This is a genomic window from Pantoea jilinensis, assembly GCF_019104105.1.
Classification (GTDB): domain Bacteria; phylum Pseudomonadota; class Gammaproteobacteria; order Enterobacterales; family Enterobacteriaceae; genus Pantoea; species Pantoea eucalypti.
This window is the reverse complement of sequence record NZ_CP077746.1, coordinates 2855357-2879874: the sequence shown is the minus strand read 5'-3', so window position 1 is coordinate 2879874 and position 24518 is coordinate 2855357. Positions and strand designations below refer to the sequence as shown.

Annotated in this window: 24 protein-coding genes and 1 riboswitch; of the genes, 16 read left to right on the top strand and 8 right to left on the bottom strand. The window is 57.4% G+C overall.

The genetic code is table 11. The features are described 5' to 3' along the window. The first annotated feature begins 33 nt into the window (after positions 1–33). From bioB to bioD, 4 genes are read left to right on the top strand one after another with little or no spacing between them, the layout of a single operon-like run. On the top strand, positions 34–1065 hold the full coding sequence (bioB, locus tag KTJ90_RS13550) for a biotin synthase BioB (protein ID WP_003851866.1): 1032 nt from the start codon (positions 34–36) through the stop codon (positions 1063–1065). Continuing rightward, positions 1065–2216 (top strand): 8-amino-7-oxononanoate synthase, encoded by a 1152-nt coding sequence (gene bioF, locus KTJ90_RS13545; protein ID WP_499024993.1) that lies wholly within the window; start codon positions 1065–1067, stop codon positions 2214–2216. Before bioB ends, bioF begins: the two co-directional genes overlap by 1 nt. Continuing rightward, positions 2200–2955 carry a malonyl-ACP O-methyltransferase BioC gene (gene bioC, locus KTJ90_RS13540; protein ID WP_003851863.1) on the top strand — a complete coding sequence of 252 codons (756 nt, stop codon included), beginning with the start codon at positions 2200–2202 and terminating at the stop codon, positions 2953–2955. The genes bioF and bioC overlap by 17 nt, the downstream gene beginning before the upstream one ends. Further along, entirely contained in the window at positions 2952–3623 is a 672-nt protein-coding gene (gene bioD, locus KTJ90_RS13535; RefSeq protein ID WP_003851861.1) for a dethiobiotin synthase, read from the top strand. Before bioC ends, bioD begins: the two co-directional genes overlap by 4 nt. A gap of 20 nt (positions 3624–3643) precedes the next feature. Here bioD and KTJ90_RS13530 read toward each other — a convergent pair whose 3' ends face one another. Beyond that, positions 3644–4366, bottom strand: a complete 723-nt coding sequence (locus KTJ90_RS13530) for an ABC transporter ATP-binding protein (protein ID WP_003851859.1) — start codon at positions 4364–4366, stop codon at positions 3644–3646. Between the two features lie 891 nt (positions 4367–5257). Between KTJ90_RS13530 and uvrB the strand changes: the two genes are divergently transcribed. Further along, complete coding sequence (uvrB, locus tag KTJ90_RS13525; RefSeq protein ID WP_003851852.1) at positions 5258–7279, top strand: excinuclease ABC subunit UvrB; 2022 nt, start codon at positions 5258–5260, stop codon at positions 7277–7279. Here the strand turns inward: uvrB and KTJ90_RS13520 are convergent. Then, entirely contained in the window at positions 7263–8186 is a 924-nt protein-coding gene (locus KTJ90_RS13520) for a gluconeogenesis factor YvcK family protein (protein ID WP_003851850.1), read from the bottom strand. The genes uvrB and KTJ90_RS13520 overlap by 17 nt on opposite strands. A 204-nt stretch (positions 8187–8390) precedes the next feature. Further along, positions 8391–8524, top strand: a riboswitch (molybdenum cofactor riboswitch). Here KTJ90_RS13520 and moaA point away from each other — a divergent pair. The 5 genes from moaA (at position 8514) to moaE (ending at position 11219) form a co-directional block, all read left to right on the top strand. Continuing rightward, on the top strand, positions 8514–9500 hold the full coding sequence (gene moaA / locus KTJ90_RS13515; protein ID WP_022626014.1) for a GTP 3',8-cyclase MoaA: 987 nt from the start codon (positions 8514–8516) through the stop codon (positions 9498–9500). Its footprint overlaps the riboswitch before it by 11 nt. Positions 9501–9514: 14 nt before the next feature. Further along, entirely contained in the window at positions 9515–10030 is a 516-nt protein-coding gene (gene moaB, locus KTJ90_RS13510) for a molybdenum cofactor biosynthesis protein B (RefSeq protein WP_008925052.1), read from the top strand. A gap of 11 nt (positions 10031–10041) precedes the next feature. Next, entirely contained in the window at positions 10042–10527 is a 486-nt protein-coding gene (gene moaC / locus KTJ90_RS13505) for a cyclic pyranopterin monophosphate synthase MoaC (protein WP_499024987.1), read from the top strand. Beyond that, a complete protein-coding gene (gene moaD, locus KTJ90_RS13500) occupies positions 10520–10765 on the top strand; it encodes a molybdopterin synthase sulfur carrier subunit (protein ID WP_003851844.1) in 246 nt (81 codons plus the stop codon). Before moaC ends, moaD begins: the two co-directional genes overlap by 8 nt. Before the next feature lies 1 nt (position 10766). Continuing rightward, entirely contained in the window at positions 10767–11219 is a 453-nt protein-coding gene (moaE, locus tag KTJ90_RS13495) for a molybdopterin synthase catalytic subunit MoaE (protein ID WP_105099386.1), read from the top strand. Positions 11220–11316: 97 nt separating this feature from the next. On the opposite strand, the gene KTJ90_RS13490 is transcribed toward moaE, so the two are convergent. Next, positions 11317–12102: an OBAP family protein gene (locus KTJ90_RS13490; protein WP_499024982.1), complete on the bottom strand. Its 786-nt coding sequence runs from the start codon at positions 12100–12102 to the stop codon at positions 11317–11319. Positions 12103–12208: 106 nt separating this feature from the next. Here KTJ90_RS13490 and KTJ90_RS13485 point away from each other — a divergent pair, with 106 nt between their 5' ends. Further along, positions 12209–13303 carry a DUF1615 domain-containing protein gene (locus KTJ90_RS13485; RefSeq protein WP_003851837.1) on the top strand — a complete coding sequence of 365 codons (1095 nt, stop codon included), beginning with the start codon at positions 12209–12211 and terminating at the stop codon, positions 13301–13303. A gap of 104 nt (positions 13304–13407) precedes the next feature. Then, complete coding sequence (locus tag KTJ90_RS13480; protein ID WP_033762576.1) at positions 13408–14115, top strand: Bax inhibitor-1/YccA family protein; 708 nt, start codon at positions 13408–13410, stop codon at positions 14113–14115. A 48-nt stretch (positions 14116–14163) separates the two neighbouring features. Here KTJ90_RS13480 and KTJ90_RS13475 read toward each other — a convergent pair whose 3' ends face one another. From KTJ90_RS13475 to KTJ90_RS13465, 3 genes are read right to left on the bottom strand one after another with little or no spacing between them, the layout of a single operon-like run. Further along, positions 14164–15129, bottom strand: a complete 966-nt coding sequence (locus KTJ90_RS13475; RefSeq protein WP_003851834.1) for a lysylphosphatidylglycerol synthase domain-containing protein — start codon at positions 15127–15129, stop codon at positions 14164–14166. Further along, complete coding sequence (gene clsB / locus KTJ90_RS13470; protein WP_003851832.1) at positions 15129–16373, bottom strand: cardiolipin synthase ClsB; 1245 nt, start codon at positions 16371–16373, stop codon at positions 15129–15131. The genes KTJ90_RS13475 and clsB overlap by 1 nt, the downstream gene beginning before the upstream one ends. Then, a complete protein-coding gene (locus KTJ90_RS13465; RefSeq protein WP_003851831.1) occupies positions 16370–17131 on the bottom strand; it encodes an endonuclease/exonuclease/phosphatase family protein in 762 nt (253 codons plus the stop codon). Before KTJ90_RS13465 ends, clsB begins: the two co-directional genes overlap by 4 nt. Before the next feature lie 179 nt (positions 17132–17310). On the opposite strand from KTJ90_RS13465, the gene KTJ90_RS13460 reads away from it, so the two are divergent. The 4 genes from KTJ90_RS13460 to KTJ90_RS13445 all read left to right on the top strand — a co-directional run bounded on the left by KTJ90_RS13460 (position 17311) and on the right by KTJ90_RS13445 (position 21505). Beyond that, positions 17311–17703, top strand: a complete 393-nt coding sequence (locus KTJ90_RS13460; protein ID WP_003851829.1) for a YbhQ family protein — start codon at positions 17311–17313, stop codon at positions 17701–17703. Positions 17704–17920: 217 nt separating this feature from the next. Continuing rightward, a complete protein-coding gene (gene rhlE, locus KTJ90_RS13455) occupies positions 17921–19294 on the top strand; it encodes an ATP-dependent RNA helicase RhlE (protein WP_003851827.1) in 1374 nt (457 codons plus the stop codon). A gap of 2 nt (positions 19295–19296) precedes the next feature. Further along, positions 19297–20247 (top strand): beta/alpha barrel domain-containing protein, encoded by a 951-nt coding sequence (gene dusC / locus KTJ90_RS13450; RefSeq protein ID WP_499024978.1) that lies wholly within the window; start codon positions 19297–19299, stop codon positions 20245–20247. 70 nt (positions 20248–20317) lie between these two features. Continuing rightward, the gene (locus KTJ90_RS13445) at positions 20318–21505 is read left to right on the top strand and encodes an MFS transporter (RefSeq protein ID WP_283543382.1); all 1188 of its coding nucleotides are present in this window, start codon (positions 20318–20320) and stop codon (positions 21503–21505) included. Between the two features lie 50 nt (positions 21506–21555). On the opposite strand, the gene KTJ90_RS13440 is transcribed toward KTJ90_RS13445, so the two are convergent. Together KTJ90_RS13440 and KTJ90_RS13435 are read right to left on the bottom strand one after the other, a co-directional pair. Beyond that, positions 21556–23157: an inorganic phosphate transporter gene (locus KTJ90_RS13440; RefSeq protein WP_283543383.1), complete on the bottom strand. Its 1602-nt coding sequence runs from the start codon at positions 23155–23157 to the stop codon at positions 21556–21558. Between the two features lie 187 nt (positions 23158–23344). Beyond that, positions 23345–24484, bottom strand: coding sequence for a L,D-transpeptidase family protein (locus KTJ90_RS13435; RefSeq protein ID WP_457171794.1), 1140 nt, complete (start codon positions 24482–24484; stop codon positions 23345–23347). Positions 24485–24518: the final 34 nt, after the last annotated feature.

Sequence of the window (24518 nt, the reverse complement as noted above, 5' to 3'; positions counted from 1 at the left end):
TCGTCGGGATGACACCCTTTTCTGGAGTAAGTAATGGCTCAACGCTGGACAATTGCACAGGCACAAGCGCTGTTTGATCAACCTTTTCTCGAACTGATGTTTCAGGCGCAACAGGTGCATCGTCAGCACTTCGACCCGCGCCAGGTGCAGGTCAGTACCCTGCTGTCGATTAAAACCGGTGCCTGTCCGGAAGATTGCAAATACTGCCCGCAGAGCGCGCGCTATAAGACCGGCCTGGAGTCGGAACGTCTGATGGAAGTGGAAGAGGTGCTGACCTCCGCGCGTCAGGCCAAAGCTGCTGGTTCAACCCGTTTCTGCATGGGAGCCGCGTGGAAAAACCCGCACGAGCGCGATATGCCTTACCTGGAAAAGATGGTCGAAGGCGTGAAGGCGATGGGCATGGAAACCTGCATGACGCTGGGCACGCTCAGCGACGACCAGGCGCAGCGCCTGGCGGGCGCGGGCCTCGATTACTACAACCATAACCTCGACACCTCGCCGGAATTCTATGGCTCCATCATCACCACCCGCAGCTATCAGGAACGTCTGGATACGCTGGGTAAAGTGCGTGACGCCGGGATCAAAGTCTGTTCGGGCGGCATCGTTGGCCTGGGCGAAACCGTGAACGACCGTGCAGGTTTGCTGGTGCAGTTAGCCAACCTGCCGACACCACCGGAGAGCGTGCCGATCAACATGCTGGTGAAAGTGAAAGGTACACCGCTGGCGGATAACGATGACGTCGAACCATTCGATTTTATCCGCACCATCGCGGTGGCGCGGATCATGATGCCGACCTCGCATGTACGTCTCTCGGCGGGCCGCGAGCAGATGAGCGAGCAGACCCAGGCGATGTGCTTTATGGCCGGGGCGAACTCGATTTTCTACGGCTGCAAACTGCTGACCACACCGAATCCGGAAGAGGATAAAGACCGCGTGCTGTTCCGCAAACTGGGGCTGAACCCGGAACATACTCACACCCAGCATGGCGATCAGCAGCAGGAACAGCAACTCAGCGAGCAGCTGTTCCATGCCGACACTGAACAGTTTTACAACGCGGCACTGTAATGAGCTGGCAGCAACGACTCCGGCAGGGGCTGGCGCAGCGCCGTGCGGCTGATGGCTGGCGGCAGCGTCGGGTTATCGATGAGCAATCGACCCGCACACTGCAGAGCGGTGGCCGCAACTATCTTCACTTCTCCAGCAATGACTATCTCGGCTTAACCCGCCATCCGGCGGTGATAGCCGGCTGGCAGCAGGGTGCGGCGCTGGCAGGCGCGGGGGCGGGCGCTTCAGGGCATGTCACCGGTTATCACCGTCAGCACGCCGATCTCGAGGCGCAACTGGCTGACTGGCTCGGCTACGACCGTGCGCTGCTTTTTATCTCTGGCTTCGCGGCTAATCAGGCGGTGATTCATCTGCTGGGTGAGAAAAACGATCGTATTCTGGCCGATAAGCTCAGCCATGCCTCGCTGCTCGACGCTGCCAGCCACAGCCCGGCGCAGCTGCGTCGTTTCAGTCACAACGCACCCGAGAGTCTGGCGGTGCGGCTCGCATTACCCTGCGAGGGGGAAACGCTGGTCGTGACCGAGGGCATTTTCAGCATGGATGGTGACAGCGCGCCCCTGGCTGCACTGGCGCAACAGACGCGCCAGGCTGAGGGCTGGCTGCTGGTGGATGATGCGCACGGCATCGGTGTGGTGGGTGAGCAGGGGCGCGGCAGCTGCTGGCTGCAGGGCGTTAAACCGGAACTGCTGGTAGTCACTTTTGGCAAAGCCTTTGGCGTCAGCGGTGCCGCGCTGCTCTGTGATGCGGAGACTGCCGACTATTTCCTGCAGTTCAGCCGGCATCTGATCTACTCAACCGCGATGCCCGCCGCGCAGGCTGTTGCACTGCAGGCGGCGCTGCAGGTCATTCAGCAGGGCGATGCACTGCGCCAGCAGCTGCAGCAGAACATCCGGCATTTCCGGCGCGGCGCAGCCTCACTGCCGTGGCAACTGATGAACTCAGAGAGTGCGATTCAGCCGCTGCTGGTGGGTGAAAATAGCGATGCGATGGCGCTCTCTCAGCGTCTGGCTGAAGCGGGCTGCTGGGTCAGCGCCATCCGGCCGCCCACCGTGCCGCCGGGAACGGCACGGCTGCGCATTACCCTGACGGCGGCACATCGCCCGGACGATATCGATCGGTTACTGGAGGTGCTGCATGACGCTGCGGATTGATAAGCAGGCGGTTGCACGCGCTTTTGGCCGGGCGGCCAGCCATTACGATGCCCATGCGGCGCTGCAACGCCTTAGCGGCGATGCGCTGCTGGCTCTCGCACCGGCTCACAGCGGGGTTCAACTGCTGGATGCCGGATGTGGCACCGGCTGGTACAGCAGGCTGTGGCGCGAACGCGGCAAACAGGTGACGGCACTGGATCTCTCGCCACAGATGCTGCAACAGGCGCGGGATAACGACGCGGCGCACTGCTATCTGGCGGGCGACATCGACGCGCTGCCGCTGGCGGATAACAGCATCGACCTGGTATGGAGCAACCTGGCGGTGCAGTGGAGTGAAGATTTGCCCGGCGCGCTGCGCCAGTTCCGGCGGGTGCTGCGACCCAATGGCACGCTGCTGTTTTCCACGCTGGGCGACGGTTCGCTGCAGGAGGTTCATGAAGCCTGGTCTCATCTGGATGCGTTGCCGCACGCCAACCGCTTTCTTAGCGAGCCGCAGATTGCAGCGGCCTGCCAGGCAGAGCAACTGCGTTGCAGCTCAGAGGAGGTGACGCTGCATTTCCCCGATGCGCTCAGCGCCATGCGATCCCTGAAGGGGATTGGGGCAACCCATCTGCATCAGGGCCGCGACGGGCAGATACTTACCCGGCGACGGCTTAACCAGTTAGAGGCGCACTGGCCGCGCGATCGGCACGGTTATCGCCTGAGTTACCATTTAATTTATGGAGTCACGCTTTCATGAAACGGTTTTTTATTACCGGCACCGACACTGAAGTCGGTAAAACTGTCGCCAGCGGCGCACTGTTGCAGGCCGCTGCCACAGCAGGCTTTCGCTGTGCGGGCTATAAGCCGGTTGCGTCGGGCTGTGAGATGACACCAGAGGGGATCCGCAACAGCGATGCGCTGGCGTTGCAGCGATTCAGCAGTGTGCCGTTAACCTATCAGCAGGTGAATCCGCTGGCGTTTATGGAACCCACCTCGCCGCACATCGTCAGCGCTGAAGAGGGCAGACCGATTACCCATCTGGCCCTGTCAGCCGGTCTGGCGGCGCTGGAGCCACTGGCGGACTGGATTCTGGTGGAGGGCGCGGGCGGCTGGTACACGCCGCTGTCAGAGACACACACCTACGCAGACTGGGTAGTCAGGGAAAAGCTGCCCGTGATTCTGGTGGTGGGAATTAAGCTCGGCTGCATCAACCACGCGATGCTCACCGCAGAGGCGGTGCGGGCGCGTGGCCTGCCGCTGGTGGGATGGATCGCCAACACCGTGGAACCGCCTGGCAAACGCTATCCCGAGTATCTCACCAGCCTGAAAAACCGACTGCCTGCGCCCTGTCTGGGCACAATTCCGTATCTTACCGATGCGGCGCAGCAGGCGTCATGTGGTCACTACCTGACGCTTCCGGCGTAAGCCTCAGGCCACCGTAAGCCTCAGGCCACCGTCAGCCACTTATCGACGGTGTGGTCATCCAGCTGTTCCATGCTGCCCTGCGCCACATTGCGACCGCGGTGCAGCAGCAGAAAATAGTCTGCCACGCGACGGATCAGCGACAGTCGCTGTTCAAGGAGCAGGATGGTCAGCCCGTAGTCGAGATTAAGACGACGAATCAGGTTGCCCATCTCCTCTTCCAGCCACGGCGACATCCCGTCAGTCGGCTCATCCAGAATCAGCAATTTGGGCTGCAGCACCAGTGCGCGCGCCAGGGCCAGCTGTTGCTGTTGATCGATCGGCAGATCGCCGCTGCGCTGCTGTCGCAGTGAATAAAGCGCCGGAAACAAATCAAATACCATTTCGGGAATGGCGCGATGGCGATCACGCTGGCTGGCCCCCGCCAGCAGGGCAATCAGCAGGTTATCTTCCACGCTCATCTGCGTAAAAATATGGCGGCCCTGTGGAACATAGCCAATGCCCATCTGTGCCCGCTGTTCAGCGGGCTGCAGCAGAAGATCTTCTGGCGGTGAGCCATCCTCTTTCCAGGAGATAGAGCCGCTGTTAATCGGCAGTCTGCCCATGATGCAGTTGACCAGCGTGGTTTTCCCCATGCCTTGACGACCCAGAACGCCCGTGCAGGTGCCAGGTGCCAGATCCAGATCCACATCCCACAGAATATGGTTCTGACCGTAAAATTGATTGACCGAACGTAGACTCAGCATCTGACACTCTCCTTCCCGATCATTAGCCTGATTGCATCCGCTCTCTGTCGTCTGGCAAACAAGTCATCAGCAACAGCTGTCTCGCTATTGCAGCACAGTGCGCGTGAAGCGCGTTGACGCCAGTCATTCCTGCAATTCTCAGGCCAGATCTAAAAACGGTCCTGATTCCGGCCGGGATGCCATGTTTAAGGGATAAAAGTTGAGAAAAACTTATCAATTCCCCACGGTGGTCACGCCGCTGCACTTTTGCAGTGCCTCGGGGCGCTGTTTCTGGTGCAGACGGTGTGTTAAGAGGCAATAAGTCTGATTAAGAATCTTAGTGGATTGATGAAAATTTGCGTGATACATCAGGTGGACGATGAAAAATGCAGAATATTCCGTCAGCGGCTGACGTGAAATTTAACGCAAAAAAATTATTTTCGAGGCGATGAAGGAGCAGGGAAAAATTATACACAGCTGATGGCGGCGGGGCTGCCATCACTTATCCACCATTCCTGTGGATAACCTTGTGCATTAGGTAATGAAAACCAGTTGGAAGCGAGGAAATACGCGGCCTGGTAACATTATGACGAGAATCTGGCCTTGTGACCTAAAGTAAATTAAATCAGTAGGTTATCAAAAAACAAGCCTGCGAATTATCTGTCAGGTAACCGAACTGTAATTTTGTGACGCTCTATTGACAAATGTTAAATCTGATCCGGGTCTGGGGATAACATTGCGCAACAGACTTTGTGCAATCGCTACGACGTCGCCGGTTCAAAAAGTCTCATTGTGCTGACATTAACAATGCATCATTACTGTTTTTATATCCAGTATTATTTTCTGGCAAAATCACCATAGCAGAGTAAAATAAGTGCCTGCCCGCCGACTTCTCCAGCAGGAACTGCATTCATGACCAAAGCCTTTAAATTGAATTCCGCCTTCAAACCTTCGGGCGATCAGCCTGAGGCGATCCGTCGCCTGGAAGAGGGGCTGGAGGATGGACTGGCCCATCAGACCTTATTGGGTGTGACGGGTTCTGGTAAGACCTTTACCGTCGCCAACGTGATTGCCGACCTCAACCGCCCGACAATGGTGCTGGCCCCGAACAAGACGCTGGCCGCTCAGCTTTATGGCGAGATGAAAGAGTTTTTCCCGGATAACGCCGTCGAGTTTTTCGTCTCTTACTACGATTATTACCAGCCTGAAGCCTATGTACCGAGCTCGGACACTTTTATTGAAAAAGATGCATCGGTTAACGAACACATTGAGCAGATGCGTCTCTCGGCCACTAAGGCGCTGCTGGAGCGGCGCGACGTTATCGTCGTCGCGTCGGTTTCGGCAATCTATGGTCTGGGCGATCCCGATCTCTATCTGAAAATGATGCTGCACCTCACCCGCGGCATGATTATTGATCAGCGTAGCATCCTGCGCCGCCTGTCAGAATTGCAATACACCCGTAACGATCAGGCGTTTCAGCGCGGTACTTTCCGCGTGCGTGGTGAAGTGATCGATATTTTCCCGGCAGAGTCGGACGATATTGCGCTGCGCGTTGAACTGTTTGATGAAGAGGTGGAGCGTCTGTCGCTGTTTGACCCGCTGACCGGTCAGATCGATTCTGTGGTGCCGCGTTTTACCATTTACCCAAAGACGCACTATGTCACGCCACGCGAGCGCATTCTGCAGGCAATGGAAGATATCAAAGTCGAGCTGGCGGACCGCCGCCGGGTGCTGCTTGAGAATAATAAGTTGCTGGAAGAGCAGCGCATTACCCAGCGTACCCAGTTTGACCTGGAGATGATGAGCGAACTGGGCTACTGCTCTGGCATCGAGAACTACTCGCGCTATCTTTCCGCACGCGGACCGGGCGAAGCCCCGCCGACACTGTTTGATTATCTGCCGGCGGATGGCCTGCTGGTGGTGGATGAGTCACACGTCACCATTCCGCAGATTGGCGGCATGTACAAAGGTGACCGGGCGCGTAAAGAGACGCTGGTTGAGTATGGCTTCCGCCTGCCGTCGGCGCTGGATAACCGTCCGATGAAGTTTGAAGAGTTTGAAGCACTGGCGCCGCAGACCATCTATGTTTCTGCCACGCCGGGCAAATATGAGCTGGAAAAATCGGGCGACGAAGTGGTCGATCAGGTGGTACGTCCTACCGGCCTGCTGGACCCCATCATTGAAGTGCGCCCGGTCGGGACGCAGGTCGACGATTTGCTGTCAGAAATCCGTCAGCGTGTGGCCATCAACGAACGTGTGCTGGTCACGGTGCTGACCAAACGCATGGCTGAAGATCTCACCGAGTATCTTACGGAGCATGGCGAGAAGGTGCGTTATCTGCACTCCGATATCGACACTGTGGAGCGTATGGAAATTATTCGCGACTTACGTCTGGGGGAGTTTGATGTGCTGGTGGGCATCAACTTACTGCGTGAGGGGCTGGATATGCCGGAAGTCTCTCTGGTCGCGATTCTGGATGCGGATAAAGAGGGCTTCCTGCGTTCTGAACGATCGCTGATTCAGACCATTGGTCGTGCGGCGCGTAACATCAACGGTAAGGCGATTCTTTACGGCGATAAAATTACGCCGTCGATGGCACGCGCCATTGAAGAGACCGAGCGTCGCCGTGAGAAGCAGCAACTGCACAACGAGCAAAACGGCATTGTGCCGCAGGGGCTGAACAAGAAGATCACCGATATTCTGGAACTGGGTAACAACATAGTGAAAACCCGCGGCAAAGCGAAACCGGCACGTCCTGGCGAAGCCCAGGCACTGGCCGATTTCAAGCTGCTAACGCCGCAGGCTCTGCAGAAAAAGATTCACGAGCTGGAAGGGCAGATGCAGCAGCACGCGCAGAACCTGGAGTTCGAACAGGCTGCAAATGTGCGTGATCAGCTGCATGAGCTGCGAACGCTGTTTATTGCGGCCTCGTAGCGCCGTCAAAGCCCTGAATGGCATGTTCCAGCGCCACCCGTAATAGCTGGCGGTCGTGACGATATTTGATGTCGGCGGCCTCCAGCGGTTCACGGACAATCAAACGGTTTTCAATGCCCTCTGTTGCCACTGACGGGCCGACCACCACCGCATCAATGACTCGCTTGCCAATGTAACGCTCCATCATCTGAAGCTTATCAGCCACAGACAGACTGGCGGCAGCGGGACTGAGCTCACGGCCCAGATTGCCGATAAACACCATGGTGGCGGGCGTGCGACGCAATGCCTGCGCCATCTCTTCCATCAGCAGAATCGGCATCAGGCTGGTGTAAAAACTGCCTGGACCAATCAGGATCAGATCCGCGTCACCTATCGCCTGCAATGCTTCCCGCGTGGGCTGGACATTAGGATGCAGCATCAATTCCTGTGGCGGCTGTTTCATCTCGTCAATGGCGGTTTCACCGTAAACCATATTGCCTTCGGCATCCATCGCCACCAGATCCACCGGCTGTTCTGACATCGGGATTAAAAAGGCATCCACTTTCAGCAGGTTGCGGATGATATTAATCGCTTCAAGCGGGCGTACACTCAAATGATCCAGCGCCCGCAGCATAAGGTTACCGAGATTGTGTCCGGCCAGTTCGCCGTTACCGGCAAAGCGATACTCAAACATCGCTGAGGCGACGCTGGGTTCCGCAATCAGCTGGTTAAGGCAGTTACGCATGTCGCCCCAAGCGATCCCGCCTTCGGAGCGGCGAATACGGCCGGTTGATCCGCCGTTGTCGGTGGTGGTGACGATACCGGTGAGACGCGAGCCCAGCGGGGAAAGGGCAGACATCACGCGGCCTAAACCGTGTCCGCCTCCCAGTGCCACAACGCGATCAAGATCGGCCAGTGTGCGATTCATACTTCTCCTTAAAATCCTTTCGCGTGGCGAGGCTCTAAACGCTAAGCCCGCGCGGATGACATGCGTCAAAATCTGGATCGCATTTTAACGTATCCTGTCGCTAACATGCGGTGAAAATTCGATATATATAAGAATATATAGCGAAAAGAGCAAATGGAAGAGTGGCGAAATACACGCTACCATCATGTTTACCGCGCTGATCAACGGGTCAGCGTACACTCAAGCCTGAATGCCTAAGTCTGCGGATAGGGGGTTCAGGCCGTAGCCATCGAGCTGCCAGGGTGCAGGAAGAAATGACTGCATCTCCCAATCTGGAAAGGTGTTCTGGTGTCACAATTTACTGATGCATACGCGCGTAAGTTCTATTACCTGCGCCTGTCGGTCACGGATGTCTGTAATTTCCGCTGTACCTACTGCCTGCCTGACGGCTACAAACCGCAGGGAATTCGTAACAAAAGCTTTCTCTCTCTGGATGAAATCCGCCGTGTCACGCGGGCCTTCGCCGCTGCCGGCACCGAAAAAGTGCGGCTGACCGGCGGTGAGCCGTCGCTGCGCCGTGATTTCACCGACATCATTGCGGCGGTCCGTGAAAACGCTTCTATCCGCCAGATCGCGGTGACCACTAACGGCTACCGGCTGGCGCGTGATGTGAAGCAGTGGCGCGATGCGGGTTTAACCGCACTTAACGTCAGCGTCGACAGTCTGGATGCCCGTCAGTTTCACGCTATTACCGGTCAGGATAAATTCCATCAGGTGATGAGCGGCATCGATGCCGCGCTGGACGCCGGTTTTCGCCAGGTCAAAGTCAATAGTGTGCTGATGCGCGATCTCAACAGCCGTAATCTGGCGACGTTCCTCGACTGGATCCGCACCCGCCCGATCCAGCTGCGCTTTATCGAACTGATGGAAACCGGCGACGGCGGCACGCTGTTCCGCGATCAGCACGTTTCCGGCATGGTGATCCGCGATCAACTGATCGCCCAGGGCTGGCAGCGCCGCGAAAGTGGACGCAGTGACGGGCCGGCGCAGGTCTTTTACCATCCCGATTATGTCGGCGAGATTGGCCTGATCATGCCTTACGCCAAAGATTTCTGTGCCAGCTGCAACCGTCTGCGTGTCTCAGCGCACGGTAATCTTCACCTGTGCCTGTTTGGTGACGGCGGCGTACCGCTGCGCGACCTGCTGGCGTCCGATGATCAGCAGGCCGAACTGCAGGCGCGCATTGCCAGCAGCCTGGGGCAGAAAAAGCAGACCCACTTCCTGCATCAGGGCAACACCGGCATCACACAGAATCTCTCTTACATTGGCGGCTAATTTCAGGAGGAAGTATGGGTAAACCAGCCAGCGAATTTCAGGCATTGCAGATGGCGGTGATGACGGTGTCAGATCGCCGCGATGCCAGCAACGATACCTCCGGCGACTACCTGCGCGAGGCGGCAGCAGAAGCGGGCCATGAGGTGGTTGATCACGCCATCGTGCCGGATAATCTCTACCGCATCCGCGCCACCGTGTCGCGCTGGATCGCCAGTGAAGATGTACAGGTGGTGATTATTAATGGCGGCACCGGCTTTAACCTGAAAAACAGCACCCCGGAAGCCCTGCTGCCACTGTTTGATCGCGAGATTGACGGCTTTGGCGAACTGTTCCGGATGGTCTCCTATGAAGAGATTGGCGGTTCAACATTGCAGTCGCGCGCCGTTGCCGGTCTGGCTAACGGGACGCTGATTCTGGCTGTGCCGGGATCAACCAGCGCCTGCCGTACTGCCTGGGAGCGGATTATTGCTGACCAGCTTGATGCGCGCACCGCGCCCTGTAATTTTGTCTCACATCTGAAGAAACGGTAAGAACGGTAAGTATGTCTCAACTCACACACATTAACGCCGCGGGCGAAGCGCACATGGTGGATGTCTCCGCCAAAGCTGAAACCGTGCGAGAAGCGCGGGCAGAAGTGCTGGTGCTGATGCAGCCTGAAACGCTGCAGATGATTATGGAAGGCAGCCACCACAAAGGGGATGTCTTTGCCACGGCGCGCATCGCCGGGATTCAGGCAGCAAAACGCACCTGGGAGCTGATTCCGCTCTGTCATCCGCTGATGCTGAGCAAAGTGGAAGTGAATCTGGAAGCGGAACCGGATCATAATCGGGTTCGCATTACCACGCTCTGTCGCCTCACCGGCAAAACCGGCGTCGAGATGGAAGCGCTGACGGCCGCCTCGGTTGCCGCCCTCACCATCTACGACATGTGCAAAGCGGTACAGAAAGATATCGTCATCGATCAGTTGCGTTTAATCAGCAAGAGCGGCGGTAAAAGCGGCGATTTCAAGGCGGTCGCGCATGATTAAGGTGCTGTTTTTTGCCCAGGTGCGTGAGCTGACCGGCACGGCATCACTTGAGGTCGGTGCTGATTACCCGGATGTGGCCACGCTGCGCAGTGCGCTGGCCGACCGCAACGATCGCTGGGCGCTGGCGCTGGAGTCAGGCAAACTGCTGGCGGCGGTCAATCAGACGCTGGTGCCGATGACGCATCCGCTGCACGCCGGGGATGAAGTCGCCTTTTTCCCGCCCGTGACCGGAGGCTGAGATGGAAACGCAGATTCGCGTTGGCCCTGCACCCTTTGATATGGCGGAAGCGTATCGCTGGCTGGCGGCCTGTGATGAAGATGGTGCGGTGGTAACCTTTACCGGCAAAGTCCGCAACCACAATCTGGGTGATAACGTGGCGGCGTTGACGCTGGAGCACTATCCCGGCATGACCGAAAAAGCGCTTCAGGAGATTGTGGATGCGGCGCGCGAACGCTGGCCACTGCAACGGGTTACCGTGATTCATCGCGTCGGCGAACTGTTTCCCGGCGATGAAATCGTGCTGGTGGGTGTGACCAGTGCGCATCGCAGCAGCGCCTTTTCTGCCGCAGAGTTCATCATGGATTACCTGAAAACCCGCGCCCCCTTCTGGAAGCGTGAAGCGACTGAGCAGGGCGATCGCTGGGTGGACGCCCGCGACAGCGATCACCAGGCAGCTCAGCGCTGGGACTAAGGCGGCGTTAATGGCTCAGCGGGCCAGACCCTTTTCGTCCGCTGAGTCTCCTCTGTGTATCCACACGCCACTGCCAGAAAACACGCTTATCACTCGCTTAAGGCTGCTTTAGCTGCTCCGCCGGGCCAAAGCCGGTCTGGCCGTGGCTGTGTTCACCACCGCCAGTGGTGCGCTTCAGCTGAATAACCTGACCCTTTTCCCAGGCATTGGCGCCCGGTGCCGCCGGATGCGCTACGATATCCGCTCGTTCGGCACGGATCTGTTTACTGTCGACGTCAAAGCGGCGATCGCGATCCGCCAGCAGTCGCGAATCCATCTGACCATCCTGTGTAAAGCCCATCATCAAGGCCGGAATGCCAATTGGCAGCGTTTTATCACGATCCGTGTGCCAGGTGTGCCAGGTCTTTCCGTAGGTGTTCGCGATGCGTGTCATCAGGGCATGGTCGGCGGCGGCGGGTAAGCCCGGCGCAATCAGCGTGCCCGATTTCACCTCATACTGATGGCTGTGCCACAGTTTCTTCTCTTCCGGCGGCAGGGCCTTAAACAGCCGTTCGCTGATAATGTACTCCACGCCCATCAGCCGTGCGTCGCGCGTATTGCCGTCGTAAATCACCGCCTGCATCACATCGTCGTTCAGCACGGTGACATAGTGGTGCGCCTCCATCTGACCGTTCCTGTCGCCGTTATAAAAATGGAAGCCATCGAGATAGGTGTTAATGGCGTCGATAGGCGGACGTGACTGCATCACGCTGGCACCCGTCTCCAGCACCTTAAGCGAGGAGGAGGTGGGCGCGCCCGGTGACTGCACCTGGGCAGGCGTATTATTGGCGCCGCAGCCGGTTAATAACAGGCTGAAGGCCGCAACAGGCCAGAGTTTAAACATCGTAAGTTCCTTTAACGTTAAAAAAGGTAACCTTAGTTCAGTTCTCGCCTGCCTGCGAAACGCTGGCAATGGTAGAGTAGGGCTTTCGTTCATTCTGAGGACAGGCATGTCATCCACCCCGATTCTGCAACGTCTGACACTGGTCGCCGCACTGGTGCTGGCGGGTTGTAGCAGCAAGAAAACCCCTGAGGCGCCCGTGCGGCAGCCCGAAGATGTCAAAGCGCAGATCCAGCGACTGCTGCCGTCGCACGTCAGTAATAAAGCCGCATGGAGTGACGACATCTACACCACCTTCCGCACGCAGCAGATCGATCCCAGCGCCAGTAATCTCTGCGCAGTCATCGCCGTAGCGGATCAGGAGAGCAACTTCAGCGCGGAGGCCGCCGTACCGGGCCTGCCAAAAATTGCCTGGGGCGAGATCAACCGCCGTGCGGCGCAGGTGCATGTGCCGGCCTTCCTGGTGCGCACCGCACTGCTGATCAAGTCGCCGACCGGGGAAAGTTACGCGGCCCGTCTGGACAAGGTGCGCAGTGAAAAAGATCTCAGCGCTATCTTTGATGACCTGATCGACATGGTGCCGATGGGCCAGACGCTGTTCGGTAATCTCAACCCAATCCACACCGGCGGGCCGATGCAGGTCAGCATTGCGTTTGCCGAAGCACACGCCAAAGGCTACCCGTGGCCGATCGATGGCACCATCCGCCGCGAAGTCTTTACCCGTCACGGCGGAATCTACTTCGGCACTATGCATCTGCTCGGCTACCCGGCTGACTACAGTCAGCCGCTCTACCGCTTTGCCGATTACAATGCGGGCTGGTACGCCAGTCGCAATGCGGCCTTCCAGGCGGCGGTGTCACGCGCCACCGGCATGAAGCTGGCGCTGGATGGGGATCTGATTCTTTATGGATCGGATGCGGCAGGGGGGACTGAACTCGCGGTGCGCACACTGTCGAAGCAGATCGACATGAGCAACAGCGATATTCGCCGCGATCTGGAGAAAGGGGAAAAAGCGTCGTTCAGCGACAGTGAACTCTGGAAACAGGTCTTTACCCTGGCGGACAAAATGGCGGGTCGCAAACTCCCGCGTGAAATGCTGCCGGGCATCAAGCTGGAAAGCCCGAAAATCACCCGTAATCTGACCACGGCGTGGTTTGCGCAGCGCGTTGACAGCCGCTATCAGCAGTGCCTGTCGCGCCGTTAAGCGGCATGTTGTGGCGCAGTTGAGCTGAGCTGTGCCACACTTAGCCTCTGGCATGTCTCCCGGTTGGGAGCGCATCTGTTCATCCGTCTAACAAGAGGTGCATCATGGACCGATATCCAAGAAATGATTCCATCGTTCAATCCGCATCTCGCGGTTTACAAGCCTATATGGCGCAGGTTTATGGCTGGATGACCTGTGGTCTGTTACTGACCGCGTTTGTCTCCTGGTATGCTGCGCGCACGCCTGCAGTGATGGAGATGGTGTTTGCCAATCGCATCACTTTCTTCGGGCTGATTATCGCGCAGCTGGCACTGGTCTTTTTCCTGTCAGGTATGGTGCATCGCCTGAGTGGGGCAGTGGCTACCGGACTGTTTATGCTCTATTCGGCCCTCACCGGCTTGACCATGGCGAGTATCTTCCTGGTTTACACCTACTCCTCCATCGCCAGCACCTTCTTTGTTACGGCGGGGATGTTTGGTGCGATGAGCTTCTACGGCTACACCACCAAACGCGATCTGAGCCGTTTTGGCAGCCTGCTGTTTATGGCGCTGATTGGCATTGTACTGGCGTCGCTGGTGAACTTCTGGCTGAAAAGCCCGGCGCTGATGTGGGCGATTACCTATATCGGCGTGGTGGTGTTCGTGGGATTAACGGCGTATGATACGCAGAAGCTGAAAAATATTGGTGAGCAGATCGATGCCCGCGACACGGAGAACCTGCGTCGCTACTCGATTATGGGTGCACTGACGCTCTATCTCGACTTCATCAACCTGTTCCTGATGCTGCTGCGGATTTTCGGCAACCGCCGTTAAGTCAGTGAGTCATTAGCAGGGAGGCGCATTATCTGCGCCTCCCTTTTTTTACGACTTCTGCAATTTCTGTTCGTTCTTCTGACGCAGATGCTTCGCCCGACTCTCCAGCCCCAGATAGAGCACCAGCGCTAACAGCAGCGGCAGGATAAAGTAGAGCACGCGATACGCCAGCAGCCCCGCAATAATGGTGCCATGCGAGACGTGCTGACCGCTGAGCAGCGCCAGGAAAACCGCTTCCAGCACGCCAATACCCGCCGGAATATGCACGATTACGCCCGCGATACTGCTGATCAGCAGCACGCCCAGCACCATCGGATAGCCTGTGTCACGTCCCAGCAGCAGCCAGATAATCGCGCCCATCACCATCCAGTTGGCGCAGGACACTGCGAACTGTAGCAGCGCCATGCGCAGCGAAGGCAGCTGCAGCGTCTGGCCTTTTACCGTCCAGCGCCGCTGCTTTGAGAAAGCGCAGGCCCAGAGATAAACCGCCACCAGTACCAGCAGAACCCCGCCAATCAACCGCAGTGTGGTCTCGCCGATAAACCAGCCGCTGGGGATCGAGACCATGCCGGCACTGAACACCACGCCCGCCAGCAGAATATAGCCCAGCCAGTTGGTCGCGATGCTCAGGGAGAAGATGCGGGTGATGGTGCCGCTATCGAGACCGAGTCTGGAGTAAAGCCGGTAGCGCATCGCCACGCCGCCGACCCAGGTGCTCAGCGTCAGGTTAAAAGCGTAACAGATAAACGACACCAGCATCACCTGACGCTTCGCCAGTTTGTGGCCGCAGTAGGCGCGGCCAATCAGGTCATAGCAGCCATACACCAGGTAACTCAGCACCACCAGTCCGGCGGCGGTCAGCACCACAAAACGGTTGTAATTAACGATGACGTTATAAACATCTTCCCAGTTCACTTTGCGGGCATAAACCACCAGCAAAACCACCACCGCGATGAAAAACAGTACGGTGAGGATTTTTTTCGCCAGTTGCCAGCGTGGATGTTTTTTTGCCATCAGGATTTTGCTCCCGGATTATCAGCTTCAACGCGATCCTGCGTTTCCATTTCAGGTTGTACCGGCGGACTCACCTGAGCCAGCAAGGGCGTATGCGCCGGAAGCCAGCCCGCGATGGCCGGGAAATGGCGCAGGAAGTGAAACACCACCACGCTTTTACTCAGTTGCCACCAGTTTCGCGGTGGCAGGTGCTCCTCCTGGACGCGCTTGCAATCGTTGGCCAGCAGCGCTTCGAGGTTGTCACGCAGCGTCTGATTAAAGGGATGATCGTGAATGATCAGGTTGGCTTCCAGGTTTAAAGAGAGGCTGAGCGGATCGAGATTGCTGGAGCCGACGGTGGCCCAGTGATCGTCTTTTACAGCGATTTTACCGTGCAGGGGACGACGGATATATTCATACACTTCGACGCCGCCATCGACCAGATAGTTGTAGAGCAGCTCCGCACCTACTTTTACTATCGGCATATCTGGCTCGCCCTGAACGATCAGGCGTACCCGGACGCCACGCTGTGCGGCATTACGCATCTCACGCAGCAGCCGGTAGCCAGGAAAGAAGTAGGCGTTGGCAATAATGACATCCCGCTTCGCCTCGCGCAGCATCTCAAGATAATGCACTTCGATGTCGTCGCGATGCTCGTCGTTATCGCGATAGACATAGAGCACCTGGGCATCGCCAGGTGTAGCGTTCACTGCCGGACGATGAGAACGCGAGCCCCACCAGCGGCGGGTAGGCTGCTCGCTGCCAATCGCCTGTTGCAGATAGCGGGCAATATCGGCCACAACCGGGCCTTTGACCTGCACTGAGTAATCCTGTTTTGCCTCCGGGCCATAATCGGTGTTGTGTTCAGCCGAAAAGTTGATGCCGCCCACAAAGGCGACGACATCATCCACCACCACGGTTTTGCGGTGCAGACGGCGAAATACGTTGGTGCGCATCCCCATCACCAGCGGACGGGGATCGTAATAGATGAAACGTACGCCCGCGCTGGTCAGGCTGTTCACAAATTTATCTGAGAGTTCAGCGGAGCCATAACCATCGACCATCACTTCAACCCGCACGCCGCGCTGTGCCGCAGCCAGCAGCTCACGGTGCAGAGCGTTGCCTACCTCATCCTCAAACAGAATAAAGGTTTCAATTAATACCGTGCGTTCTGCTCGCTGAATCGCGCCAAAGACGCGCGGGAAAAACGCTTCGCCATTTTCCAGCAACAGCAGCCGGTTGCCTTCCTGCCAGCTAAAATTCATAGGTGGATCTCCACGGCCAGCGGTGCATGGTCCGACAGATGTGACCAGGGTTTACGTGGCAGCGCCCACGGATGACTGACCGTGGCGTTGCGCACATAGATGCGGTCAAGTCGCAGGATCGGGAAGCGTGCCGGAAAGGTCCGCGCCGGGCGTCCGGTTTTCATGCTGAATACCTCTTTCAAACCCGCACCCTGTTTTAAAATTGAGTTAGCGCGTCGCTGCCAGTCGTTGAAATCACCCGCCACGACGACCGGTGCGTCGGGCGGCAGCGAGTTAACCATTTCACATATTTTCTTCATCTGCGCGTGACGATGCGCTTCTTTCAGGCCCAGATGTACGCAGATGACATGCAGCGTGCCGTGCGGTTCCGGCAAGGCAATCTGGCAGTGCAGCATGCCGCGATTTTCACTGCCTGCCACCGAGATATCCCGGTTTTCATATTCGGTGATGGGGAAGCGTGACAGCACCGCATTGCCATGATGTCCCTCCGGATAGACCGCATTTCGCCCATAGGCGAAATCGTTCCATATGGTGTCGGCCAGAAACTCATAATGCGGAGAATCGGGCCACGCCTCATGATTAAGGGCGTGGATAGCATGCGTGCCCATTACCTCCTGGAGAAAGACCACATCCGCCTCTGTTGCGCGAACGGCGTCGCGTAATTCGGGCAGGATGAATCGGCGATTAAACGGGGCGAAACCCTTGTGTGTATTGATCGTCAGGACTTTTATTGAAAATCCTTGCGTGTTTTGTGGCATACTCGCGACGCACTCCTTTTCATCATCATCAGAATCAAAGTGTAGTCTTTGTCACAAATGGGTGGTGAAAGAGGGCAATAATTAGGGCGTTATCCGAAAATTGTTTTACATTGAGGAAATCGTTTCCGGCTTCTGCCGGTAGCACTTGGGCGACCTGTTGGGTCTGCCAGGAGAACTGAATGAAATGGTCTAATCGTATTCAAATCATCACGGGTCAAACGTTATTGCATATTGCTATGCATTTACTGGTGATCGCTGCGCTGATCTGGGGCTGGAAGCACAAGGCTCTGGTTGATGTCTGCAGTACGCTGGTGGCGATGTATGCACTGGTTTTTGTTGCCATGCTGGTAACACAGCGCATCCCACGTTTACGTACTCTCGGCGATTATCTTGAAGAAGCGACCACCACTTACTACTTTGGCGCTGCCATGATGACACTGTTCCTGGTGTCGCGAATTTACCACAACAACCTGCTGCTGGCCTGTCTCGGCGTAGTGATGTTGCTGGGTCCGGCGCTGGTCTCGCTGCTGGCGAAAGAGCCGCCGCGGCGAATCGAAAACAAACGTAGTTAAGTTGAAGGCCACCGGAAGGTGGCCTTCCTGTTTTCAGGCGGTTAAGTTGTGTCAGTAAATGTGAGCTATCTCGCACACTGTCTATAAAGCTGATACACTCGCTCGCTTACGCATCGTAGTTTGTGCCCTTTTCACGCGTCAGCCCCAGCTGGCGTCATTATCCCTCTGAAAACTACACCGTGAATCACGGCCAGAGCGGACCGGAGTAAATCACGTAATGTCTTTTGACTCTCTCGGCCTGAGTGCCGATATTTTGCGCGCGGTCGCCGAACAAGGCTACAGCGAACCTACACCTATCCAGCGCCAGGCAATTCCTGTGGTGCTGGCTGGCCGCGATCTGCTGGCGAGTGCCCAGACCGGCACCGGCAAAACGGCCGGCTTTACTTTACCGCTGTTACAGAAACTCTCTGCCACTGCCACGCCAATCCGCGGTCGTCGCCCGGTGCGCGCCCTGATCCTGACCCCAACCCGTGAACTCGCGGCGCAGGTCGGTGAAAACGTCAGCGACTACAGCAAGTATCTTTCGCTGCGTTCGATGGTGGTGTTTGGTGGTGTCAGCATCAATCCCCAGATGGTCAAGCTGCGTGGCGGCGTTGATATTCTGGTCGCAACACCAGGCCGCCTGCTGGATCTGGCGCAACAGAATGCCGTTGACCTGTCACAGGTCGAAGTTCTGGTGCTGGATGAAGCGGACCGCATGCTGGATATGGGCTTTATCCATGATATCCGTCGTGTGCTGGCGCGCCTGCCGGCGAAACGTCAGAACCTGCTGTTCTCTGCCACCTTCTCTGATGAGATTAAAGGTCTGGCTGAGAAACTGCTGACCAATCCGGAAATGATTGAAGTGGCTCGCCGCAACACCGCCTCTGAGCAGGTTGCGCAGCAGGTGGCTTTCGTTGATAAGAAGCGCAAGCGTGAACTGTTGTCGCAGCTGATTGGCGAAGGTAACTGGCAGCAGGTGCTGGTCTTCACCCGTACCAAACACGGCGCGAACCACCTTGCCGAGCAACTGGGCAAAGATGGCATCAGCGCTGCAGCCATTCATGGCAACAAGAGCCAGGGTGCACGTACCCGTGCGCTGGCCGACTTTAAGTCAGGCGGTATTCGCGTGCTGGTTGCGACCGATATCGCGGCCCGTGGCCTGGATATTGAAGAGCTGCCACACGTCGTGAACTACGAGCTGCCTAACGTCGCCGAAGATTATGTTCACCGTATTGGCCGTACAGGTCGTGCAGCCGCGACGGGTGTCGCACTGTCGCTGGTCTGCGTCGATGAGCATAAACTGCTGCGTGATATTGAGCGTCTGCTGAAGCGTGAAATCCCGCGTCTGGCCGTTGAAGGTTATGAACCCGATCCGAGCATCAAAGCGGAGCCGATCATTAATGGTCGTCAGCAGCAGTCTCGCGGCGGTGCAGGTGGCGGCGGCCGGGGTCGTGGTCAGGGCGGACAGGGTGCAGGCGCATCGCGTTCATCTTCATCCGGCGACAAGCGTCCTCAGGCGCGTCGTCAGAGCCAGGCCGCGCCTCAGGGCGATAAGCCCGCGTCGCGTCCACGTCGTCCGGCAGCCGCGAAGCGTACCGGTAACGTCTGAGTATGAGGGTTTTACTGGCGCCGATGGAGGGCGTGCTGGATTCACTGGTGCGCCAGCTGTTATCGGAAGTGAACGACTACGATCTCTGCATCACTGAGTTTTTGCGCGTGGTCGATCAACTGCTGCCGGTAAAATCTTTCTACCGTCTCTGCCCCGAACTGCATAACGCCAGCCGCACGCCTTCAGGCACGCGGGTGCGTATGCAGCTGCTGGGGCAGCATCCCGAATGGTTAGCCGAGAACGCCGCACGCGCGGTGGAGCTGGGTTCCTGGGGTGTTGATCTCAACTGTGGTTGTCCCTCTAAACTGGTCAACGGCAGCGGAGGCGGCGCGACCCTTCTTAAAGATCCCGATCTGATTTATCGCGGCGCGAAAGCGATGCGTGAAGCCGTCCCTGCGGATTTACCGGTAACGGTAAAAGTGCGGCTCGGCTGGGATTCCAGTGCCCGCAGTCTGGAGATTGCCGATGCGGTTCAGCAGGCGGGAGCCAGCGAGCTGACGGTGCATGGGCGGACCAAAGAAGAAGGCTATCGCGCAGAGGCGATCAACTGGCAGGCAATTGGCGAGATTCGTCAGCGGCTGCGCATTCCGGTGATTGCCAACGGCGAGATCTGGGACTGGCAAAGCGCGCAAAATTGTATGGCAGTGACGGGCTGCAGTGCGGTAATGATTGGCCGTGGTGCACTGAACATCCCCAACCTGAGCCGGGTGGTGAAATACAACGAACCACCGATGGCCTGGACGGATGTGATGCGGTTACTGCAGAAGTACAGCCGGCTGGAGAAGCAGGGCGATACCGGCCTCTATCACGTGGCGCGTATCAAACAGTGGCTGGGTTATCTGCGCAAAGCTTATGGCGAAGCCGATGGCTTATTCAGTGAAATCCGCGCGTTAAAAAACTCCGGCGATATTGCGCAGGCAATCGATCGTCACGCGATTGTTCATGGTTTGTGATAAAAAACCAGGCGACCCCTTCGCGACCTGACGGTATAGTGGGCAAAATTTCCTATACCACTAGCCTGCTATGTCTGACACCGCTGTACTGAGCAACAGCCAGCTCAACAAACGAATCCTCTCCGTTATTATCTTCACTTTCTTCTGTTATCTCTCCGTCGGACTGCCGCTGGCCGTACTGCCGGGCTTTGTCAAAAATCATCTTGGCTTCAGCTCCTTTATTGCCGGACTGATTATCAGCATTCAATATTTTGCGACGCTGCTCAGTCGTCCGCAGTCGGGCCGTCTGGCCGATCGGCTGGGGCCAAAACGGGTGGTGATGCTGGGACTGCTCTGCTGCGGCATGAGCGGGGTGCTGACTATCGTGGCCGCAATGCTGAGCAGCTGGCCGTGGCTGAGTCTGGCGCTGCTGGCTATCGGGCGACTGTTTCTCGGGGTAGGCGAAAGCTTCAGCAGCACGGGCTCTACGCTGTGGGGCATGAATATCGTCGGGCCGTTGCAGACCGCGCGCGTCATCTCCTGGAACGGTGTCGCCACGTATCTGGCGATGGCTGTGGGTGCACCGCTGGGCGTGCTGCTCAACAATCAATTTGGCATGAGTGGATTTGCCGGACTGATTGCGCTGATGGGCGTCGCCGGTTATCTGATGGCCAGCCGCAAACCGTCGGTCACCGTCAGCGTCGGCGAGCGCATTCCGTTTCACCGCGTCTTCTCCCGCGTCTGGCTTTATGGTCTGGCGCTGGGCTTCGGCACGATCGGTTTTGGCGTCATCGCGACCTTTATTACCCTCTATTTTGCCAGTCGTGACTGGCAGGGCGCAGCCTATGCGCTAACGCTGTTCAGCCTGGGTTTTGTGCTGGTGCGGCTGGGGTTTGGTCGCTTTATTACCCGCTTTGGTGGATTGCGTGTGTCGCTATTCTCTTTTCTGCTGGAGTGTCTGGGACTGCTGATTATCTGGCAGGCGGATAGCGCCTGGCTGGTGGGCGTGGGCGCATTCCTGACCGGCAGCGGTTTTTCGCTGGTCTTTCCGGCGCTGGGTGTTGAGGCGGTAAAAAGGGTTGAGCGTCAGGATCAGGGCTCGGCGCTGGGCACCTATTCCGCTTTCCTCGATCTTGGGCTGGGTTTAACCGGCCCGGTGGCGGGGCTGTTTATCGGACACTGGGGGATGCAGTCAGTCTATCTGGCTGCCGCGATGATGGTGCTGGGCGCGCTGCTGATCACACTGCGGCTTTATGGGCAACAGCGGCTCTCCACATGACTCTGGTCAGCATTGGCTCACCTCCTGAGAGGCGGTGAGCCAGCGGTGTATCAGAAATGGGTGAACAGCCAGTAGAGCAGGGCGGAGAGCAGAATAGAGACCGGCAGCGTTAATATCCAGGCGACAGCCAGATTACGCAGGGTCGAAAACTGCAGGCCAGATCGGTTGGCCGCCATCGTGCCCGCCACACCGGACGACAGCACATGGGTGGTCGATACCGGCAGGCCAAAGCCATCGGCCGCGCCAATGGTCATCATCGCCACCAGTTCGGCGCTGGCACCCTGCGCATAGCTCAGGTGCGTTTTCCCAATTCGTTCTCCCACTGTCACCACAATTCTGCGCCAGCCCACCATGGTGCCAAGACCCAGCGCAATCGCCACCACCACTTTCACCCACATCGGGATAAAGCGGGTGGCGCTGTCGAGTTCCGCTTTCACCGCCTTAAGGTTGCGTTCCGTCTCCTGCGGCATTGCAACTTTCGTGTTTTGCAGATGCTTAATCGACTCTGAGGCCAGATACATCTGGTTGCGGGTGTTGGTCACCGCCTGAGCAGGAATATTGTCCATGGAGCCGTAACGGCGGATCTGATCGCCTACCTCGTTCAGCGTCCTCGCCAGCGCCGGCAACACATCGGCATTCATCTGGTTACTGCCGACAAAGCCGGTCAGCACGTCGCGGGCCGCCGGCGGGTTCGCCGTCGCCGGTTGCAGCTGCAACAGCTGATGCGCGGTCACTTCAGTCAGCGCGGCTACGCGTGGGATCTGATCGGCAGGCAGCGATCGGTTGAGGGCGTAGGCGATCGGCATGGTACCGACCAGGATCAGCATAATCAGCCCCATCCCTTTCTGCCCATCGTTGGAGCCGTGCGCAAATGAGACGCCGGTACAGGTCAGGATTAGCAGGCCACGAATCCAGACCGGTGGCGGTTGATCGCTTTTCGGCGCCTGATAAAGCTGCCGATTGCGAATAAAGATCTTCATCACCCAGAGCAACAGCCCGGCGCAGACAAAGCCGACCACCGGTGACAGTAGCAGAGCGTAGCCCACCTTCAGCGCCTGATCCCAGTCTACGCCGCTCATACCGCTGCGCCCGTGCAGCATGGCGTTGGCAACCCCGACGCCAATAATCGAGCCAATCAGGGTATGCGACGACGACGACGGCAGGCCGAAATACCAGGTGCCGAGATTCCAGATAATGGCGGAGAAAAGCAACGCATAGACCATGGCGAAGCCGTTGCCGCTGCTGGCCTGCAGGATCAGCTCGACCGGCAGCAGCGAGATAATGCCAAATGCAACCACGCCGCTGGAGAGCAGCACGCCCATAAAGTTACAGAAACCGGACCAGACCACCGCGACGCCGGGCGTGAGCGAGTGTGTGTAAATCACTGTAGCAACTGCATTGGCGGTATCGTGGAAACCGTTGACGAACTCAAAGCCGAGCGCAATCAGCAACGCCAGTCCCAGCAGAAAGAACGGCTGATAGCTGGTGACCGGCATATTGGTCTGTTCGACGTCATTGACCAGGTTGAGTCCGGCGAAGGCCAGTCCGGCGACCAGCAGAATAAAAAATAGCGGCTTGCTGAAGCGACTGCCCTTGCCGTTGAAATCGGGCCGTCCCTGGGCTGATGAGGAGGAGAGACTGTTTTCGCTCATGGTGTACCTCATATGGCTGATGCCGGATGCTGATATGCATCGGGTTAACGGAGTGTGATACGCGCTTTATATGACAGATTAATGATGGTCACGTGGGGAAGGAGAGGAGAAATATTCGTCAATTTGCCTTTATGCAGGCAATAAAAAAGCCAGCGACAGGCGCTGGCTTCTGAGGGCAGAGTGACAGTTACGAGCTGGTATTTGCCGCTGCTGCTGGCGCTGCAGGTGTTACCGGCGCAGCAGGTGCAGCAGGTGCAGCAGGTGCAGCTGGCTCAGTGGCTGGCTGCTGTGGCTGAGTAGCATCGCTGCTTGCACCCTGTGGCGTTACCGGCGTCATTGGCTCTTCCTGAGGAACAGCCTGTGAATTTTCGGGTACCGGAACAGGCGCAGTCTGGACATTGTTTTCCACACCATTCACTTTTACTGGCATACCGGTACGGCTCTGAATCGCGGCATTAACCTGATCCTGATTCACGCTGGCATCAACCACAATTTTGCTCACGGCCTGAGTCAGGGTAATCGGCACCAGCTCACGTGAGTTGAACTGCTCTTCAGTGGTCGACAGTGGGTTATGCACTTCCACATAACGTGAACCGTCCGGCTCTACCGTCGCTTTCACGGGCTGATCAACGAACTGTACGCGTGTGCCAACCGGCACATTCTGATACAGCCATTTGATATCGTCAGCACGCAGACGCACACAGCCATGGCTCACGCGCAGGCCGATGCCGAAGTTGGCGTTGGTGCCGTGAATCGCATAAAGACGACCAATGTAAAGCGCGTAAAGGCCCATTGGGTTATCCGGGCCTGCCGGGAACACCGCTGGCAGCGTTTCGCCGCGAGCCGCGTAGTCCGCATGCATACCTTTGGTTGGCGTCCAGGTCGGGCCATCTTTCTTACGTTCTACCGCGGTAGTCCAGCTGATCGGCGTATCTTTACCCAGTTCACCGATACCAATTGGCAGAACCACGACGGTTTTGCTGCCCTTCGGGTAGTAGTAAAGACGCATCTCCGCGCTGTTAATCACAATGCCTTCACGCGGTGCGTCAGGCAGGATCAGCTGCTGTGGGATGATCATTTTGCTGCCAGCCTTTGGCAGATAAACGTCAACGCCCGGATTGGCTTCCAGCATATTGCTGAGGCCCATCTGGTACTGTGCCGCAAAAGCTTCCAGCGGCAGTTTGCTGTCTTCAGGAACAGTAATTTCGATATTTTCCCCGATCAGACGGCTGTTGGCCGGCGGCAACGGGTAAACCACAGCAAAGGCTGACTGGCTGAACGCCGCCAGAGCCAGTGCGATTGAAGCGAAAGCGCGAATGATTTTCATATTTTACAATTCTTTATCGCCATATTTCAGGCTG

Coding starts and splice junctions, on each gene's coding strand:
- moaC (WP_499024987.1), top strand. CDS start 10,042: ATGTCTCAACTCACACACATTAACGCCGCGGGCGAAGCGCACATGGTG.
- KTJ90_RS13520 (WP_003851850.1), bottom strand. CDS start 8,186: ATGAATCGCACACTGGCCGATCTTGATCGCGTTGTGGCACTGGGAGGC.
- bioC (WP_003851863.1), top strand. CDS start 2,200: ATGACGCTGCGGATTGATAAGCAGGCGGTTGCACGCGCTTTTGGCCGG.
- KTJ90_RS13480 (WP_033762576.1), top strand. CDS start 13,408: ATGGACCGATATCCAAGAAATGATTCCATCGTTCAATCCGCATCTCGC.
- KTJ90_RS13460 (WP_003851829.1), top strand. CDS start 17,311: ATGAAATGGTCTAATCGTATTCAAATCATCACGGGTCAAACGTTATTG.
- clsB (WP_003851832.1), bottom strand. CDS start 16,373: ATGAATTTTAGCTGGCAGGAAGGCAACCGGCTGCTGTTGCTGGAAAAT.
- uvrB (WP_003851852.1), top strand. CDS start 5,258: ATGACCAAAGCCTTTAAATTGAATTCCGCCTTCAAACCTTCGGGCGAT.
- moaE (WP_105099386.1), top strand. CDS start 10,767: ATGGAAACGCAGATTCGCGTTGGCCCTGCACCCTTTGATATGGCGGAA.
- KTJ90_RS13465 (WP_003851831.1), bottom strand. CDS start 17,131: ATGCCACAAAACACGCAAGGATTTTCAATAAAAGTCCTGACGATCAAT.
- rhlE (WP_003851827.1), top strand. CDS start 17,921: ATGTCTTTTGACTCTCTCGGCCTGAGTGCCGATATTTTGCGCGCGGTC.
- bioB (WP_003851866.1), top strand. CDS start 34: ATGGCTCAACGCTGGACAATTGCACAGGCACAAGCGCTGTTTGATCAA.
- KTJ90_RS13475 (WP_003851834.1), bottom strand. CDS start 15,129: ATGGCAAAAAAACATCCACGCTGGCAACTGGCGAAAAAAATCCTCACC.
- KTJ90_RS13490 (WP_499024982.1), bottom strand. CDS start 12,102: ATGTTTAAACTCTGGCCTGTTGCGGCCTTCAGCCTGTTATTAACCGGC.
- KTJ90_RS13440 (WP_283543383.1), bottom strand. CDS start 23,157: ATGAGCGAAAACAGTCTCTCCTCCTCATCAGCCCAGGGACGGCCCGAT.
- KTJ90_RS13435 (WP_457171794.1), bottom strand. CDS start 24,484: ATGAAAATCATTCGCGCTTTCGCTTCAATCGCACTGGCTCTGGCGGCG.
- KTJ90_RS13530 (WP_003851859.1), bottom strand. CDS start 4,366: ATGCTGAGTCTACGTTCGGTCAATCAATTTTACGGTCAGAACCATATT.
- bioD (WP_003851861.1), top strand. CDS start 2,952: ATGAAACGGTTTTTTATTACCGGCACCGACACTGAAGTCGGTAAAACT.
- dusC (WP_499024978.1), top strand. CDS start 19,297: ATGAGGGTTTTACTGGCGCCGATGGAGGGCGTGCTGGATTCACTGGTG.
- bioF (WP_499024993.1), top strand. CDS start 1,065: ATGAGCTGGCAGCAACGACTCCGGCAGGGGCTGGCGCAGCGCCGTGCG.
- KTJ90_RS13445 (WP_283543382.1), top strand. CDS start 20,318: ATGTCTGACACCGCTGTACTGAGCAACAGCCAGCTCAACAAACGAATC.
- moaB (WP_008925052.1), top strand. CDS start 9,515: ATGGGTAAACCAGCCAGCGAATTTCAGGCATTGCAGATGGCGGTGATG.
- KTJ90_RS13485 (WP_003851837.1), top strand. CDS start 12,209: ATGTCATCCACCCCGATTCTGCAACGTCTGACACTGGTCGCCGCACTG.
- moaD (WP_003851844.1), top strand. CDS start 10,520: ATGATTAAGGTGCTGTTTTTTGCCCAGGTGCGTGAGCTGACCGGCACG.